Below are 16711 nucleotides of genomic sequence, written 5' to 3'. Positions count from 1 at the left end.
CTGCTAGTTATGCTTTGGTGCCGTTTTTTTCGGTTTCGGTTTGGCGCCTTCCGCCAGAATCTTCAATCCCTGCGCGCTCAGCGCCAAACCGTTCTGATACCGCATGTCTATCGTGTCTATATTCGGCAGATGCTCCACCAGCTGCGGATAAATCCCCACCAGGCGGTCCACCCTTTCCTTCAATGTGGTGCTGGTCTGTTCCCGGCCCAGCGCCACGCTCATTCCGTTATCCAATGTCACCGTCCACGCATAGCGCCCGGACAGCGACAACGCCTGCGGTATCAGCTTCAGTGGCGCGAACCAGTTGCGCAACTCGGCGTACCGCGACAGCACTTCCTTCTCACTTCCTTCCGGCCCGTCAAACGCCGGCAGCGCGTGGTCTTCCTCCGCTTCGGCCAGGTTGGCGGTGAACACATCGCCCTTGGTCGACAACAGCCGGCCATCCTCGCCCCACGTCCCCAGCGCCTCATGCTCTTCCAGCGCCACGATCAGCTGGTCCGGCCATTCGCGCCGCACGGTTGCGCGGCGTACCCATGGCACCGACTCAAACGCCTGGCGTACCGCATCCAGGTTGGTGGTGAAGAAGTTGCCCTTGATCCGGCCCAGCGCGTTGTTCCGCAGCGTCAGGTGGTTCACGTGCTTCAGCTCTTCGTCACCGCTCATCGTTTCAATACGAATAGTGCGCAGATTGAACATCGGACGCTGCGACACCCACCACACGCCGGATGCTATGCATGCCAACACGGTCAGCACGAACAAGGTGCTGGCGGTCGCATTCAAAGCCTTCACGTCATGCCACATCTACTGCTTATCCCTTCATCTTCAGACGCGCGCTGCGCAGAATCTCAACGCACAGGTCTTCGTAACTGATGCCTTCCGCACGCGCCGCCATCGGCACCAGCGAATGGCTGGTCATGCCGGGCGAAGTATTCACCTCCAGCAGGAAAGGCTTCTGGTCGCGTTCGCGCAGCAGCACGTCGACGCGTCCCCAGCCCTCGCAACCGAGTGCGCGGTACGCTTCCACGGCGATGCGCTGCATCTCCGCCGTCAGCGCGTCTGGCAGCGCGGCCGGGCAGAAATACTGGGTATCGTCCGTGAAGTACTTGTTCTGATAGTCGTAATTGCCTTCGGGCGCCACGATCTCCACGATCGGCAGCGCGCGCGCGCCGGCGCCGCTGCCCAGGATGGCGACCGTGAATTCGCGGCCGGTGACAAATTCTTCCGCCAGCACCGAGTCGTCCAGCGCGGCGGCCTTGTCGTAGGCGGCCTGGAAGCCGGCAGCCTCGGTCACCTTGGTGATGCCGATGGTCGAACCTTCATGCGGGGGCTTGACGATCAGCGGCAGGCCCAGATCCGCGGCAACGGCGGCCAGGTCCGACTGCGCGTTCAGCACCGCATAGCGCGGCGTCGGCAGACCATGGTGCAGCCACATGATCTTGGTGGTGATTTTGTCCATGCCCACCGAGCTGGCGGTGACGCCGCTGCCGGTGTAAGGAATACCCAGCAGTTCCAGCGCGCCTTGCAGGCTGCCGTCTTCGCCGAAGCGGCCGTGCAGCGCGATGAACACGCGATCGAATTTTTCCGCCGCCAGTTCTGCCAGCGAACGCTGACCGGGATCGAACGCATGCGCGTCGATGCCCTTGCCCTGCAGCGCGGCCAGCACGCCGGAGCCGGACATGTTCGACACTTCGCGCTCCGCCGAGCGGCCGCCAAACAGCACGCCGACCTTGCCGAATGCCTTTGCGTCTTGTGGATTGAGGATGCTCACGATTCAGACCTTTGGATAATTAGTCAGTTTGGCTGGGACGCCGCTGATCGAGCCTGCGCCCATGGTCATGACGACATCGCCGTCACGCACCACGCCCATGATGGTCTCCGGCATATCGCCGATGGCCTCAACAAAAATTGGTTCGGTCTTGCCGCGTGCGCGCAGCGCATGCGCCAGCGCGCGGCCGTCGGCGGCCACGATTGGCGCCTCGCCGGCGGCGTACACTTCGCCCAGCACCAGCACGTCCGGCGTGCCCAGCACCTTGACGAAGTCTTCAAACAGATCGCGCGTGCGGCTGAAACGGTGCGGCTGGAACGCCAGCACCAGGCGGCGGCCCGGATAGGCGGCACGCGCGGCAGCCATGGTCACTTCCATTTCCAGCGGGTGGTGGCCGAAGTCGTCCACCAGCGTGAAGGCGCCACCGCCTGGAATGGCGACGTCGCCGTACTTGGTGAAGCGCCGGCCAACGCCGGCAAAACCGGCCAGGCCGGCCTGCGTTGCGCTGTCCTCAATGCCGATCTCGCGTGCGATGGCGACGGCGGAGCAGGCGTTCTGCACGTTGTGCATGCCCGGCTGATTCAGCACCACGTCCAGGTCAGGATAACCTTCCTGCTTGACGGTGAAGTGCATTTCCACGCCCACCGCGCGCGCGTTCACGGCGCGCACTTCGGCGTCTTCGGCAAAGCCGTAGGTGGTGACCGGCTTGGTCACGTGCGGCAGGATCGAACGCACATGCGGATCGTCGATGCACAGCATGGCGCGGCCGTAGAACGGCAGGCGGTGCGTGAAGTGGACGAAAGCCTGCTTGAGCTTTTCGAAATCGTGCTCGTAGGTTTCCATGTGATCGGCGTCGATATTCGTAATGACTTCGATCATCGGCGTCAGGTTCAGGAACGAGGCGTCCGATTCGTCGGCTTCCGCCACCAGGTATTCGCCGGTGCCCAGTTTGGCGTTGGCGCCGGCGGCGGTCAGGCGGCCGCCGATGACGAAGGTCGGATCGAGGCCGCCCTGCGCCAGCACCGAAGCCACCAGGCTGGTGGTGGTGGTTTTGCCGTGGGTGCCGGCGATGGCGATGCCGCGCTTCAGGCGCATCAACTCGCCCAGCATCACCGCGCGCGGGACGATAGGAATTTTACGGCTGCGTGCTGCAACGACTTCAGGATTGTCCTGCTGTACAGCGGTCGAGGTCACGACGGCATCGGCCTTGCCGATGTTTTCTGCCGCGTGGCCCTGATACACAGTCGCGCCCATGTCGGCCAGACGCTGGGTGACAGCATTGCTGCCCAGGTCCGAGCCGGAGACGGTGTAGCCCAGCGTCAGCAGCACTTCCGCAATGCCGCTCATGCCGCTGCCGCCGATGCCGACGAAGTGTATGTTCTGTACTTTGTGTTTCATGCCAACTGCTCCAATACTTGCGCGATCGCGTCATTCGCGTCGCGTTTGCCGACTTCGCGTGCCGCCGTGGCCATGGCCAGGCAGGATGCGCGGGTCAGCGTTTCCAACAGCGTCGCAACCGCTTGCGCGCTCAATTCCGTTTGCGGCATGTGAATCGCCGCTTTCTGTTTCGCCATCCATTGCGCGTTGTCGCGCTGGTGGCTGGTGGTCGATGCCATGAACGGCACCAGCACGCTGGCCACGCCCGCCGCCGTCAGCTCGGACACGGTGATGGCGCCGGCGCGGCAGATCACCAGATCCGCTGCGCTGTAGGCCGCCGCCATGTCGTCGATGAAGTCGACCACGTTGGCCGTCACGCCGGCCTGCTGATAGGAGGCGCGCAGCGCATCGATGTTTTTCTTGCCCGACTGGTGCGTCACCTGCGGACGCTGTGCCTCCGGGATCAGCGCCAGCGCCGCCGGCAACGCATCATTCAGCGCTTTCGCGCCCAGGCTGCCGCCCACCACCAGAATCCGCAGCGGGCCTTCGCGGCCGGCGAAACGCTGTGCCGGCGGCGCCATGTCCAGAATCTCCTTGCGCACCGGATTGCCGGTGACGACCGCCTTGCCGGCCGCGCTGCCGAAGTTGGCCGGGAAGCCGAAACACACGCGCGATGCCGCCGGCACCAGCGTCTTGTTCGACAACAGCAGCGTCGCGTCGGCGTTCACCAGCACCAGCGGCGCACCGCGCAGGCGGGCCATGAAGCCGCCCGGCACCGTCACGTAGCCGCCCATGCCCATCACCACGTCCGGCTTGCGGCGGCCAATGAAGCTGAAGCAGTCGGCAAACGCCTTCACCATCTTGAAGGCGCCGCTCACCGTGTGCCTCAGGCCTTTGCCGCGCATGCCGGTGAAGTTGATGCTGTCCATCGCGATGCCGCTCTTCGGCACCAGATCCTGCTCCATGCCGGTGGACGTGCCCAGCCAGCTCACTTCCCAGCCGCGCGCGCGCATGGTTTGCGCGATCGCCAGGCCGGGGAAAATATGACCGCCGGTACCGGCCGCCATAATCATTAATCGTTTCATAGTCTGCCACCACGCATCAGGACCCGGTTCTCGTAGTCGATCCGGAGCAGGATCGCGAGCCCGATGCAGTTAATTACAACGCCCGTGCCGCCATAGCTCATCAGCGGCAGGGTCAAGCCCTTGGTTGGCAGTAAGCCCAGGTTCACACCCATATTGATGAAGGTCTGCACGCCGATCCAGATGCCGATGCCTTTGGCCGTCAGGCCGGCAAAGGTCTGGTCGATGGCGATGGCCTGGCGGCCGATGTCGAAGGCGCGCTTGATGATCCAGTAGAACAGCGCGATCACCACCAGCACCCCGGCCAGGCCCAGCTCTTCACCAATCACCGCCAGCAGGAAGTCGGTATGCGCTTCCGGCAGGTAGTGCAGTTTTTCCACGCTGCCGCCCAGCCCAACGCCAAAAATCTCGCCGCGCCCGAAGGCGATCAGCGAGTGGGTCAGTTGGTAGGCCTTGTTCAGCGCATTGTCTTCTTCCCACGGATTGAGGTATGCGAAATAGCGTTCGCGCCGGAACTTGGACAGCGCGATGATGGAGCCGAAGATCACCACCAGCACAGCGCCGATGCCGCCGAACCAGATGGCGTTGATCCCGCCCAGGAACAGGATGCCCATGGCGATGCAGACGATCACGCCGAAGGCGCCCAGGTCCGGCTCCAGCAGCAGCAACAGGCCGACAAAGCCGACCGCCGCCGCCATCGGCATGAAGCCCTTGGTCAGCTTGTGCATGTATTCCTGCTTGCGCACGGTGTAGTCGGCGGCGTACAGCACGGCCACCACTTTCATCAGCTCGGACGGCTGCACGTTGAAGACCTTGAGCGATAGCCAGCGGCGGCCGCCGTTGACCACCACGCCGACGCCAGGAATCAGCACCAGCACCAGCAGCACCAGCGTGCCGATGAACAGATACGGCGCGGCTTTCTGCAGGTCCGCGATGCGGATGCGGAAGACGAATAGGCCAACCACCAGCGAAACGGCGATGAACATCATCTGCCGCTGCAGGAAGTAGGTGTTCTGCCAGCGCGCATAGTTGGCGAATTTCGGAGAATCCGGCAGCGAGATCGAGGCGGAGTACACCATCACCATCCCGAGCAGCATGAGCAACAGCGTGACCCAGACCAGCGGCTGGTCGTATTCCATCATCTTGGACTGCCGCGCGCGGCTCTCCATCGGCGTTTCAGCCGACTTGGAACCAAAGCGGAATGGCAGCTGGAGGGCCATGTTCAGAGCTCCTGTCCGGCGTCGAGCGCGATGTCGCGCACGGTGTCGATGAACACCTGGGCGCGATGCGCGTAGTTCTTGAACATGTCCATGCTGGCGCACGCGGGCGACAGCAGCACGGCGTCGCCGGCTTGCGCCAGTTCGCTGGCGCGCTTGACGGCTTGCGGCAGGTCGGTGCCGCAGTCTTCGATCACGTACGGCAGCTCGGCGCCCTGCTCGCGCGCGGCCTGTTCCAGCGCGGCGCGGATTTGCGGGGCGTCGCGGCCGATCAGCAGCACGGCGCGGGCGTAGCGCGAGGTCGGTTCGGCCAGTGGCGCGAAGTCCTGACCTTTGCCGTCGCCGCCCAGGATGACCAGCAGGCGCTGGTTGTCGCCGGTGAAGGCCTTGCCCAGGCCATTCAACGCGGCCACGGTGGCGCCGACGTTGGTGCCTTTGCTGTCGTCGTAGTATTCAACGTCGTTGATGGCGCTGACCAGTTCCACGCGGTGCGGCTGGCCGCGGTATTCGCGCAGGCCGTGCAGCAGCGGCGCCAGCGGCAGGTCGATGGCGCGGCACAGGGCCAGCGCGGCCAAGGCGTTGGCGGCGTTGTGGATGCCACGGATTTGCAGGGCGTCGGCCGGCATCAGGTTCTTGACGATGCATTCCACCGGCGGTGGCGGCGGGTCGTTTTTCTTGCGCTTTTTCGGCTCGCCCTCTTCTTCGGCCGGGATCGCGGTGGCCAGCCACAGCACGCCCCGTTCGTTGTTCAGGCCAAGGTCGTCGCGCAGGGTTGGCGCGTCGGTGCCGAAGGTCACGTTATGGCCGGTGGCGCTGGCCATGCGCATGGTGGTGGCGTCGTCGCGGTTCAATACGCGCACGGTGTTGGCGGCGAAGACGCGGTGCTTGGCGGCGGCGTAGGATGGCATGTCGCCGTGCCAGTCGAGGTGGTCCTGCGTCACGTTCAACACGGTGGCCGCGTCGGCTTCCAGCGTGAAGGTGGTCTGCAATTGGAAGGACGAGAGTTCGAGCACCCAGACTTCCGGCAGCGCGGATGGCAACGCGGCGGCCGGGGCGGCAGCGGCTTGCCCGGCGGCGGGAGCGTCGACGTCGTCCGAGCCGGGGGCCGGGGCCGGGGTAGCGTCAAGCACCTCGCGCAGCACGTCCAGTGCGGCGGGGCTGATGTTGCCGGCGACGCGCACGGTTTTGCCGGCGCGCTCGCACAATTGGCCGACCAGCGTGGTCACGGTCGTCTTGCCGTTGGTGCCGGTGATGGCGATGACTTTCGGCGCGTAGCCGCGCGACTCCTTCAGCCACTCCAGCGCCTGCGCGAACAATTCGATCTCGCCCCACACTTCGATGCCGGCGGCAGCGGCGGCCGGTGCGATCTCCTTCAGCTCGCGCCCCGGCGCCAGGCCTGGGCTGACGGCCACAAAGTCGACACCTTCCAGCAGCGAGGCGCCAAACGGCCCGGCGACGAATTCCGCCGACGGCACGGCCGCCTGCAATGCCGGCAGACGATCCGGCGCCTCACGCGTATCGGCCACGCGCACGCGCGCGCCGCTGCGGGCCAGCCACAGCGCCATCGCCAGGCCGGATTCCCCCAGCCCTAGTACCAGTGCGTTTTTGCCTTCGTAGATCATCAGCGCAGTTTCAACGTCGAGAGTCCAACCAGTACCAGAATCATCGTGATAATCCAGAAGCGCACGACAACCTGGGTCTCTTTCCAGCCTTTTTGTTCAAAGTGGTGGTGCAGTGGCGCCATCAGGAACACGCGACGGCCGGTGCCATAGCGCTTCTTGGTGTACTTGAACCAGCTCACCTGAATCATCACCGACACCGTCTCGGCAACGAAGATACCGCCCATGATGAACAACACAATCTCTTGACGCACAATCACCGCAATAGTTCCCAGCGCGCCGCCCAGCGCCAGCGCGCCGACGTCGCCCATGAATACCTGCGCCGGGTGCGTGTTAAACCACAGGAAGGCCAGGCCCGCGCCAGCCAGCGCGCCGCAGAAGATGATCAATTCGCCCGCGCCCGGAATGTGCGGAATGAACAGATACTTCGAGTATGTGGCGCTACCGGTCAGGTAAGCGAACAGGCCCAGTGCCGAACCGACCATAATCGTCGGCATGATGGCCAGGCCATCCAGGCCATCGGTGAAGTTAACGGCGTTGGACGAGCCGACGATGACACAGTAGGTCAGCGCGATGAAACCCCACACGCCCAGCGGATAGCTGATGGTCTTAAAGAATGGCACAATCAGGTCAGCCTTCGGCGGCAGATCCATCTCGAAGCCCGAACGCACCCACGCGAAGAACAGTTCGAACACCTGCGCGGTGCTGGTGGCCGACACCGAGAAACCCAGGTACAGCGCAGCGGCGATCCCCACCAGCGACTGCCAGAAATACTTCTCGCGCGAGCGCATGCCTTCCGGGTCCTGATACACCACCTTGCGGTAGTCATCCACCCAGCCTACCGCACCAAAGCCCAGCGTCACGATCAGCACCGGCCAGATCAGGCGGTTCGACAGGTCGCACCACAGCAGCGTGGCGATGGCGATCGAAATCAAAATCAGCACACCGCCCATGGTTGGCGTGCCGTGCTTTTTCAGGTGGGTCTGCGGGCCATCGGTACGCACGGCCTGGCCATACTTCATCGCGGTCAGCTTGCGGATCACGAACGGGCCGGCGGCCAGACCGATGAACAGCGCCGTCGCGGTGGCGAACACCGCGCGGAACGTGATGAAGTTGAAGACGCGGAGTAACCCGACGTCCTGCTGGAAAAATTGCGCGAGCCAGAGCAGCATGATTAGTGACCTTCCTTGTTAGCTTGTTGCGACCCAATCAAATGCTGCACGACCCGCTCCATCTTCATGAAACGGGAGCCCTTGATTAATACAGTTGCATCAGGCGACACCGCTGCGTCCACCGCAGACAGCAAATCGCCAAAGTTTTCAAAATGGCGAACCCTGGCGCCTTGGATATGCGCTGCCAGCTCACCTGTTACCAGCACCGTTTCGATGCCCTTGTCCTGCGCATAAGCGCCGATCTCTTCGTGGAACTCGCGGCCCTGGGTGCCGACTTCGCCCATGTCGCCCAGCACCAGCACGCGCGGCGCGGCAGCTTTCGACAGCACGTCGATGGCGGCACGCACGGAATCCGGATTGGCGTTGTAGCTATCGTCGATCACCACGGCGCCATTGACCGCCTGCTTCTTCTGCAGACGGCCGCTGACCGGCGCGAAGGTGTCGAGTCCCAGCTTGATTTTTTCCAGCGGCACGCCGGCGGCATAGGTGCACGCCACTGCCGCCAGCGCATTGCGCACATTGTGTTCACCAGCCGCTTGCAGGCGCACGAAGAACTGGCGCGTGTCGGCCTCGCTCTCGCAGATGGTGATGAACATCTCGCTTTCGAAATCGCTGGCGCGGAAAGTGCAGCTGACTTCCGCGTCCTTGGTCAGGCCGAAGCGCAGCAGGCGGCGGCCGGCCGACAGTTCTTCCCACACCGGCGTGAACTCGTCGCCATACGGGAACACGGCCACGCCGTCGGTCGGCAGCGCGGACAGCACCGAACCGTTCTCGCGCGCCACCGCTTCCACCGTGTGCATGAATTCCTGATGCTCGCGCTGGGCGTTGTTGACCATGGCGATATTCGCGCCGGCGATGGCGGCCAGGCGACCGATTTCGCCAGGATGGTTCATGCCCATCTCGATCACCGCTGCCTGCTGTTGCGCATCCATGCGGAACAGCGTGAGCGGCACGCCGATTTCGTTATTCAGGTTGCCGCGCGTGGCGAGGCGGCCTTCGTCGCCGTAAGCGGCGGCCAGAATCGCGGAGATCATCTCCTTGACCGTGGTCTTGCCGTTGCTGCCGGTGACGCCGATGACCGGCACGTTGAACTGCCTGCGCCACCAGTTGGCGATCTGGCCCAGCGCCACCAGCGTATTCGGCACAACGATGGCCGGTAGCGCAAAGCCTTCCGGCACTTCCTCTACAACGACCGCGGCGACGCCCTTCTCCGCCACTTGCGGCAGGAAGTGATGGGCATCGAACACTTCGCCGCGCAAAGCGACGAACAAGGCACCTGCGGCTACGCTACGGCTGTCGGTCGAGACGCCGTCGAATACGACATCGCCGGCGTTCACCAAGCGTGCGCCGGTCAGAGAAGGCAGAATTTGTGCGACTGCTGCACGCATTAATTCGTCCTCATCATGGTTAAGCGGGCCGACAGCGCCAGTTGCGCATGATCGGCGTCGGAGAATGGCAGCTTCTTGCCTTTGATTTCCTGATACGGCTCATGGCCTTTGCCGGCCAGCAGAATCACATCCGGCTTGGCCGCGTGCTTGATGGCCGACAGGATGGCGGCGGCGCGGTCGTCCAGCGCCTGCACCGTCGATGCCGGATTGCTCTGGTCCATGCCGGCCAAAATCTGCTCGATGATCGAATGCGGATCTTCGCTGCGCGGATTGTCGCTGGTGACCAGCACATGATCCGCAGCCTGCGCGATCTTGCCCATTTGCGGACGCTTGCCCGGATCGCGGTCGCCGCCGCAGCCGAACACGCACCACAGCTGGCCGCCGCGATCGTTCGCCACGGGACGCAGCGCGGCCAGGGTTTTTTCCAGCGCATCCGGCGTGTGCGCATAGTCGATCACGATCAACGGCGCATCATGGCCGCCGACTTGCTGCATGCGGCCCGGCGCGGGCTCCAGTCCTTCCACCGCTTCGATGGCGGCGCGCAGACCCAGGCCCCTGGCGATCACAGCGCCCATCACGCCCAGCGCGTTGCTGATGTTGAAGGCGCCCACCAGGTGGGTCTTCACCAGCGCCACGCCCAGCGGGCAGTCCAGATGGAATTCGGTGCCGCCGCTGCGGCCGGCGCGCAGCTGGCTGCCGCGCAGCATCAGTACGCCGTCGATATCCGGTTGCGCGGCGCCGTCCCGCAGGGTGTAGCCGATCAGCGGAATATTGCCGGCCAGCGGAGTGCGCGACTTCAGGTGCGCAATCAGGCGCAGGCCAGCCGGATCATCCAGATTGACGACCGCCGTTTTCAGGCCCGGCCACTCGAACAGCTTGACCTTGGCCGCCTCGTAGGCTTCCATGGTGCCGTGGTAGTCCAGATGATCGCGCGTCAGGTTGGTGAACAGGGCGACGTCGAAGTGCATGCCCGCCACGCGGCCCTGATCCAGGCCGATCGACGACACTTCAATCGCCAGCGAAGCCGCGCCCTGCTCGCGCAGGTCGGCCAGCGTGCGCGCCAGCAGCACCGCGTCCGGCGTGGTGTAGCCGGTGACATCGTATTCCACATCGCCGCGCGGACGGAACACGCCCACGCCGAGCGTGCCCACCACCGCCGCCGGCTCGCCGGCGCGCGACAGCGCGTGGCCCAGCCACACGGCGCTGGAGGTCTTGCCGTTGGTGCCGGTGACGCCCACGGTGAACATGCCGGCATCCGGCTGCTGGTAGAAAGCGTGGGCGATCAGGCCGGCGTTCCGCTTCAGATTCTCGACCGTCAGATAAGGCACGGTCCATTTGTCGTTCCAGGCAAAGCCGTTCGGGTCGAGCACGATCAACGCCGCGCCCTGCTCGATGGCGCTGTCAATATAACTACGGCCATCGCCGGCATCGCCCGGATAGGCAAAGAACACATCGCCCAGCTTGATGCGGCGCGAGTCCGAAGCCAGGTTCGCCGTAGGCGCCAGCTTGCGGATCGCGGCTGCGAAAGCCAATGGGTCGAAAGTAGAAGTCGTCACATGTTCCCCTGTGCTGCAGATTCAGGAATGATGATATGGGTCAGGTCCGAGTCCGGCGCCACGTTCTTGGCGCGCAGTGCCTGCGCGGCCAGCGCCGAGAACACCGGACCGGCCACGTCGCCGCCGTAGGTCAACGGGCCGCCTGGCTCGTCGATCATCACAGCGATGATGAAACGTGGGTCCGACATCGGCGCCATGCCGACGAAGTTACCTATGTATTTGGTGTGCGAGTAGCGGCCGCCGATGAACTTCTGCGCCGTACCGGTCTTGCCGCCGACGCGATAGCCCGGCACCTGCGCCTTGACGGCCGAACCGCCAGGCTGCGTCACCATTTCCAGCATCTCGCGCATCTCGGCGGCGGTTTTGGGGCTGATGACCTGCGTGCCGTGCGGCGCTTCATGCACCTTCTGGAACGACAATGGAATGATGTCGCCATCGCGCGCCAGCACCATGTAGGCGCGCGCCAGCTGGATCAGCGAGACCGAAATACCCTGGCCAAAACTCATGTTGGCGTGTTCGATCGGACGCCACGATTTGTAAGGACGCACGCGGCCGGCCACGGCGCCAGGGAAGCCCCACTTGGGCTGCTGGCCGAAACCGAGCTTGGTGAACATCTCCCACAGATCCTGCGCCGGCATGCCGAACGCGATCTTGGTGGTGCCGATGTTGGACGACTTCTGGATGATGGTCTGCACATCGATCATGTAATGCGGATGCGTGTCGTGGATCACGCGGTCGCCGATCACCATCGAACCATTGCCGGTGTCGAACATGGTGTGCGGCGTGATCTTCTTGGCGTCCAGCGCCATCGCCACCGGAAATGGCTTCATCGACGATCCCGGCTCGAAGGTGTCGGTCATCACGCGGTTGCGCAGCTGTTCGCCGGTCAGCTTGGAGCGGTCGTTCGGGTTGTAGCTTGGCCAGTTGGCCAGCGCCAGCACCTCGCCGGTGTGCACGTCCAGCACCACGGCGGCGCCGGCCTTGGCCTTGAACTTCTCGACCGCGTCCTTGATCTGGGTGAAGGCGATGTACTGGATCTTGCTGTCGATCGACAGCGTCAGGTCCTTGCCGTCGTGCGGCTCGCGCACCGACTCGATATCCTCCACGATGCGGCCCAGGCGGTCCTTGATCACGCGGCGGCTGCCCGGCACACCCTGCAGGGTTTTCTGCTGCGCCAGCTCCATCGCTTCCTGGCCCTGGTCTTCCACGTTGGTGAAACCGACGACGTGGGTCGCCACTTCACCCTGCGGGTAGAAGCGCTTGTATTCCTTGCGGGTCTGGATGCCTTCGATGCCAAGCTTGGTGATCTGGTCGGCCACGTCCTGCTCCACCTGGCGTTTCAGGTAGACGAAATTGCGGTCGGAATCGAGCTTCTTTTGCAGCTCGGCGTCGCTCATATCGAGCAGTTTCGCCAGCTGTTTCAGCTTGGCCGGCGGCGCTTCCTGCACATCGTCCGGGATCGCCCAAATCGCTTTCACCGGCACCGAGGATGCCAGCACCTGGCCATCGCGGTCGGTGATCTTGCCGCGCGTGGCCGGCAGTTCCAGCGTGCGCGCATAGCGGATCTCGCCCTGCTTTTGCAGGAACTGGGTCGACAGGCCTTGCAGCCACAGGGCACGGCAAGCCAGTGCGGCAAAGGCGGCAAACAATACGAACAGCACAACGCGCGAACGCCAGGTCGGCAGACGCACTGCCAGCACCGGGCTGCGGGAGAAGGCCACGCCCTTGGCGGCAGCCACGCGCGAGGTGTTCAGATTGCTGCCGCGGCTCATTTTGCGTGCTCCGGCGTCAGGTATTGGGTGCGCGCCGCGGTCAGCGGCGTCATGTTCAGATCACGGCGCGCGATCTCCTCGATGCGCGCGTGCTTGCCCAGCGTAGACTGGTCCAGCTGCAGCTGCGCCCATTCGATATCCAGCTGGCGCGCCTGCGATTGCGCGCGTTCCAGCTCGATGAACAGATGGCGCGCCTGGTATTGGGCGTTCACCAGCGACAGGCCGCAAGCCACCAGCAAGATCGTCAGCACCAGGTTGATCTTGTTGCTCATGCGCCCTCCACCGAAGGGATAGGCAGACGGCGCGCCACGCGCATCACCGCCGAACGGGCGCGCGGGTTGTCATCCACCTCGCGGTCGGATGGCTTCATCTTGGACAGCAGCTTGAGTTCCGGCTGCGGCAGGTCGACCGCGCGGATCGGCAGGCGGCGGTCCGGCTGCTCGACGTTGGCCTTGGACGCGAAGAAGCGCTTCACCATGCGGTCTTCCAGCGAGTGGAAGCTGATGATGGCGAGGATGCCGCCCGGCGCCAGGCTGTCGTAAGCGTGGTTCAAACCGACTTCAAGGTCTTCAAGCTCTTTATTGATGAAAATCCGGATAGCCTGAAATGTGCGGGTTGCCGGATCCTTGCCCTTTTCCCGAGTCTTGACCGCGCCTGCCACGATGCCGGCAAGCTGTCGTGTGGTTGAAATTGGCTCGACTGCCCGGCGAGCAACAATCGCCTTTGCAATCTGAAAAGCAAACCGTTCTTCCCCATATTCTTTTATCACCTTTTCCAGTGTCTGTTCGGTTTCAGTGGCGAGCCACTGCGCCGCCGACATGCCGCGCGTGGTATCCATGCGCATGTCGAGCGGGCCGTCGTTGCGGAAGCTGAAGCCGCGCGCGGCATCATCCACCTGCGGTGAGGAGATGCCGAGGTCGAGCAGGATGCCGTCCACTTTGTCGATGCCGCGCTCCGCCAGCGCTTCGCGCATGGTGGCAAAGCTGTCGTGGACGATGGTGAAGCGCGGGTCCGTGATTTGTTCGGCGGTGGCGATGGCTTGCGGGTCTTTGTCGAAAGCGATCAGGCGGGCGTTGGCGCCCAGCTTCGACAGGATCAGGCGCGAGTGGCCGCCACGGCCAAAGGTACCGTCGACGAACACGCCGTTGGCGCGCGCGCCATCCAGCGCCAGCGCAGCAACCGCTTCGTCTAACAGCACCGTGCGATGCTGGAATTCAGGCACCGTTGTCGTGTTCATGTGACGGGGCCTTAGAAAGAGAAATTGGCGAGTACATCGGGGGTGCCGGCTTCAAGAGCCTGCTGCTCTTTTTCCGCCATCTTGGCGGCGTCCCAGATCTCGAAGTGCGAGCCCATGCCCATCATCATGACCTCTTTGTCCAGGCCGACGGCGGCGCGCAGTTCGGGCGAGATCAGGATGCGGCCGGCGGTGTCCATTTCCACGTCGGTGGCGTAGCCGAGGAAAATGCGTTGCCAGGCGCGCGCTTGCATGGGCCAGGCGGCGATCTGCTGACGGTGTTGTTCCCACACAGGACGGGGGAACAGCATGACGCAGCCGTCGGGGTGGCGCGTCAGGGTGAGGCGGCCTTCGCACTGGATCGAGAGCACGTCACGATGCTTGGCAGGGATGGACATCCTGCCTTTGGCATCGAGATTGATTGCGGACGCGCCTTGAAACACGTGGTTACCTTTTACCTCTGTATGGTTAGCGGAGCATAAAAAACTGGCTAGTTGTTTTCATCTTCCCTGTCTGCTAAGTCAGGCAAAATTTCCCACAAAAAGACACTTTTTCACACAGATGCCCACTTTAGAGGATGCAAGAATAGTGGTCAAGCGGTTTCAGCCAATCGAAACGGGGATTTTAGTAATGAAATTAAGGACTTAGCGCGATTCCTTGAAGCCGGCTAGAAACAAAATAGCCCAATAAATTAAGTACTTATGAAAGGTTGTGAAGGTGTAACCTCAGTTGTACCCATGTGTTTGCCCGCGCAAATACCCATATAAAAAAATTGAACGAAAGGCATAAAGTTGCAATTCGCCAACATTGCAGTATCAAATAGACAACGCCAAAAAATGGGATGGAAACGCGGGTAATCGAGAGGGGAAAAGCCAGATGGCGCACCAGCAGCGCGCTCAAGAGGAATGAGGAACCTTCACAAAACAGCCACAACCAACTTCAACGTTTACTTCAACACCACGCCCACGGCATAACTTGTCTATACAAATTTTGCGCTGCACCACGGGCTGACCGATGCCATTATACGCCTCTGGAGGAGGCTAATTTGCCCAATTGCGCGAGCGCTCCACTGCACGCGACCACCGGGCCAATAGCTCGGCGCGGCGGTCGGCGGACATGGTGGGGTCAAAGCGGCGTTCGCAGTGCCATTGGGCGGCGATTTCTTCCTGGGTGTCCCAGAAGCCGACCGCCAGGCCTGCCAGATAGGCGGCGCCCAGCGCGGTGGTCTCGGTGACTTCGGGGCGGACCACGGGCACGCCCAGCAGGTCGGCCTGGAATTGCATCAACAGGTCGTTGCGGGCGGCGCCGCCGTCGGCGCGCACTTCAACCAGCGGCGTGGAGGCGTCTTTTTGCATCGCTGCCATCAGTTCGGCGCTCTGGTAGGCGATGGCTTCCAGGGCGGCGCGGGCGATGTGGGCGCGGGTGCTGCCGCGGCTGAGGCCGAACAGCGCGCCGCGTGCATAGGCGTCCCAGTGCGGCGCCCCCAGGCCGACAAAGGCCGGCACCATGAACACGCCGTCGCTGTCGGGCACACTGGCCGCCAGCGCTTCCACCTCAGCGGAAGACTGGATGATGCCGAGGCCGTCACGCAGCCACTGCACGGTGGCGCCGCCCATGAAGACGCTGCCTTCCAGCAGATAATCGGTCGCGCCATCGACGCGCCAGCCCACCGTGGTCAGCAGCCGGTTGTGCGAGGCCACCGGATGGCGGCCCAGGTGCATCAGCATGAAGCAGCCGGTGCCGTAAGTGTTCTTGACCATGCCCGGCTGGTGGCAGGCCTGGCCAAAGGTGGCGGCCTGCTGGTCGCCGGCAATGCCGGCCACCGGAATCGCCGCGCCGAACAGGCTGTGATGGGTGGTGCCCACCTCTTCGCTCGACGACACGATCTGCGGCAGCATCGCTTCCGGGATGCCGAACAGGTGCAGCAGATCGGCATCCCAGCGCATCAGGTGGATGTTGAACAGCATGGTGCGGGCAGCGTTGCTGACGTCGGTCACGTGCTGGCCGGTCAGCTTGTACACCAGCCAGCTGTCGACCGTGCCAAACGCCAGCCCGCCCTGCTCGGCCTTCTGGCGCGCGCCGGGCACGTTATCGAGCAGCCATTTCAGCTTGGTGGCGGAAAAATAGGCGTCCAGTTCCAGCCCCGAGATGTCGGTGATTTTCCTGGCCTTGCCGTCGGCGCGCAGGGCGTCGCACAGGTCGGCGGTGCGGCGGTCCTGCCAGACGATGGCCGGTGCGACCGGTTCGCCGGTCTTGCGGTCCCACACCACCGTGGTCTCGCGCTGGTTGGTGACACCGATGGCCAGCACCTGATGCGGATCGATGTGATTGTCGGCCAGTACCTTGCGGGCAACGTTGAGCTGGCTGTGCCAGATATCCATCGGGTCGTGCTCGACCCAGCCGGGATGGGGAAAATGCTGGGGGAACTCCTGGGCCGCGCAGCCGCAAATCTGGCCCTGATGGTCAAACAGGATGGCGCGCGAACTGGTCGTGCCCTGGTCCAGGGCGAGAATGAATGTTTTCATCTCG

At 63.6% G+C, this 16711-nt stretch carries 14 protein-coding genes; all 14 read right to left on the bottom strand.

Annotated features, from left to right (window positions below; genetic code table 11):
• Nucleotides 1–3: 3 nt before the first annotated feature.
• Complete coding sequence (locus ABDW57_RS10400; protein ID WP_343730131.1) at nucleotides 4–801, bottom strand: cell division protein FtsQ/DivIB; 798 nt, start codon at nucleotides 799–801, stop codon at nucleotides 4–6.
• A gap of 7 nt (nucleotides 802–808) precedes the next feature.
• Nucleotides 809–1768, bottom strand: coding sequence for a D-alanine--D-alanine ligase (locus tag ABDW57_RS10395; RefSeq protein ID WP_343730130.1), 960 nt, complete (start codon nucleotides 1766–1768; stop codon nucleotides 809–811).
• Nucleotides 1769–1771: 3 nt separating this feature from the next.
• Nucleotides 1772–3163 (bottom strand): UDP-N-acetylmuramate--L-alanine ligase, encoded by a 1392-nt coding sequence (murC, locus tag ABDW57_RS10390; RefSeq protein ID WP_343730129.1) that lies wholly within the window; start codon nucleotides 3161–3163, stop codon nucleotides 1772–1774.
• On the bottom strand, nucleotides 3160–4227 hold the full coding sequence (gene murG, locus ABDW57_RS10385; RefSeq protein WP_343730128.1) for an undecaprenyldiphospho-muramoylpentapeptide beta-N-acetylglucosaminyltransferase: 1068 nt from the start codon (nucleotides 4225–4227) through the stop codon (nucleotides 3160–3162). The genes murC and murG overlap by 4 nt, the downstream gene beginning before the upstream one ends.
• Complete coding sequence (ftsW, locus tag ABDW57_RS10380; protein ID WP_343730127.1) at nucleotides 4224–5444, bottom strand: putative lipid II flippase FtsW; 1221 nt, start codon at nucleotides 5442–5444, stop codon at nucleotides 4224–4226. The genes murG and ftsW overlap by 4 nt, the downstream gene beginning before the upstream one ends.
• A gap of 2 nt (nucleotides 5445–5446) precedes the next feature.
• On the bottom strand, nucleotides 5447–7063 hold the full coding sequence (murD, locus tag ABDW57_RS10375) for a UDP-N-acetylmuramoyl-L-alanine--D-glutamate ligase (RefSeq protein ID WP_343730126.1): 1617 nt from the start codon (nucleotides 7061–7063) through the stop codon (nucleotides 5447–5449).
• Complete coding sequence (mraY, locus tag ABDW57_RS10370; protein WP_343730125.1) at nucleotides 7063–8232, bottom strand: phospho-N-acetylmuramoyl-pentapeptide-transferase; 1170 nt, start codon at nucleotides 8230–8232, stop codon at nucleotides 7063–7065. Before mraY ends, murD begins: the two co-directional genes overlap by 1 nt.
• 2 nt (nucleotides 8233–8234) lie before the next feature.
• Nucleotides 8235–9620, bottom strand: coding sequence for a UDP-N-acetylmuramoyl-tripeptide--D-alanyl-D-alanine ligase (murF, locus tag ABDW57_RS10365; RefSeq protein WP_343730124.1), 1386 nt, complete (start codon nucleotides 9618–9620; stop codon nucleotides 8235–8237).
• Entirely contained in the window at nucleotides 9620–11176 is a 1557-nt protein-coding gene (locus ABDW57_RS10360) for a UDP-N-acetylmuramoyl-L-alanyl-D-glutamate--2,6-diaminopimelate ligase (RefSeq protein ID WP_343730123.1), read from the bottom strand. Before ABDW57_RS10360 ends, murF begins: the two co-directional genes overlap by 1 nt.
• Nucleotides 11173–12948: a penicillin-binding protein 2 gene (locus ABDW57_RS10355; RefSeq protein ID WP_343730122.1), complete on the bottom strand. Its 1776-nt coding sequence runs from the start codon at nucleotides 12946–12948 to the stop codon at nucleotides 11173–11175. The genes ABDW57_RS10360 and ABDW57_RS10355 overlap by 4 nt, the downstream gene beginning before the upstream one ends.
• Entirely contained in the window at nucleotides 12945–13220 is a 276-nt protein-coding gene (ftsL, locus tag ABDW57_RS10350) for a cell division protein FtsL (protein WP_343730121.1), read from the bottom strand. Before ftsL ends, ABDW57_RS10355 begins: the two co-directional genes overlap by 4 nt.
• Nucleotides 13217–14185 carry a 16S rRNA (cytosine(1402)-N(4))-methyltransferase RsmH gene (rsmH, locus tag ABDW57_RS10345; protein ID WP_343730120.1) on the bottom strand — a complete coding sequence of 323 codons (969 nt, stop codon included), beginning with the start codon at nucleotides 14183–14185 and terminating at the stop codon, nucleotides 13217–13219. Before rsmH ends, ftsL begins: the two co-directional genes overlap by 4 nt.
• 11 nt (nucleotides 14186–14196) lie before the next feature.
• Nucleotides 14197–14625, bottom strand: a complete 429-nt coding sequence (mraZ, locus tag ABDW57_RS10340; protein ID WP_343730119.1) for a division/cell wall cluster transcriptional repressor MraZ — start codon at nucleotides 14623–14625, stop codon at nucleotides 14197–14199.
• A 597-nt stretch (nucleotides 14626–15222) separates the two neighbouring features.
• Nucleotides 15223–16707 (bottom strand): glycerol kinase GlpK, encoded by a 1485-nt coding sequence (gene glpK, locus ABDW57_RS10335; RefSeq protein ID WP_343730118.1) that lies wholly within the window; start codon nucleotides 16705–16707, stop codon nucleotides 15223–15225.
• Nucleotides 16708–16711 lie beyond the last annotated feature (4 nt).

Origin of the sequence: Duganella sp. (assembly GCF_039595735.1) — a bacterium.
Taxonomy (GTDB): Bacteria; Pseudomonadota; Gammaproteobacteria; order Burkholderiales; family Burkholderiaceae_D; genus Rugamonas.
The sequence above is the reverse complement of the archived record's forward strand: the minus strand, read 5'-3'. Positions and strand labels throughout refer to the sequence as shown.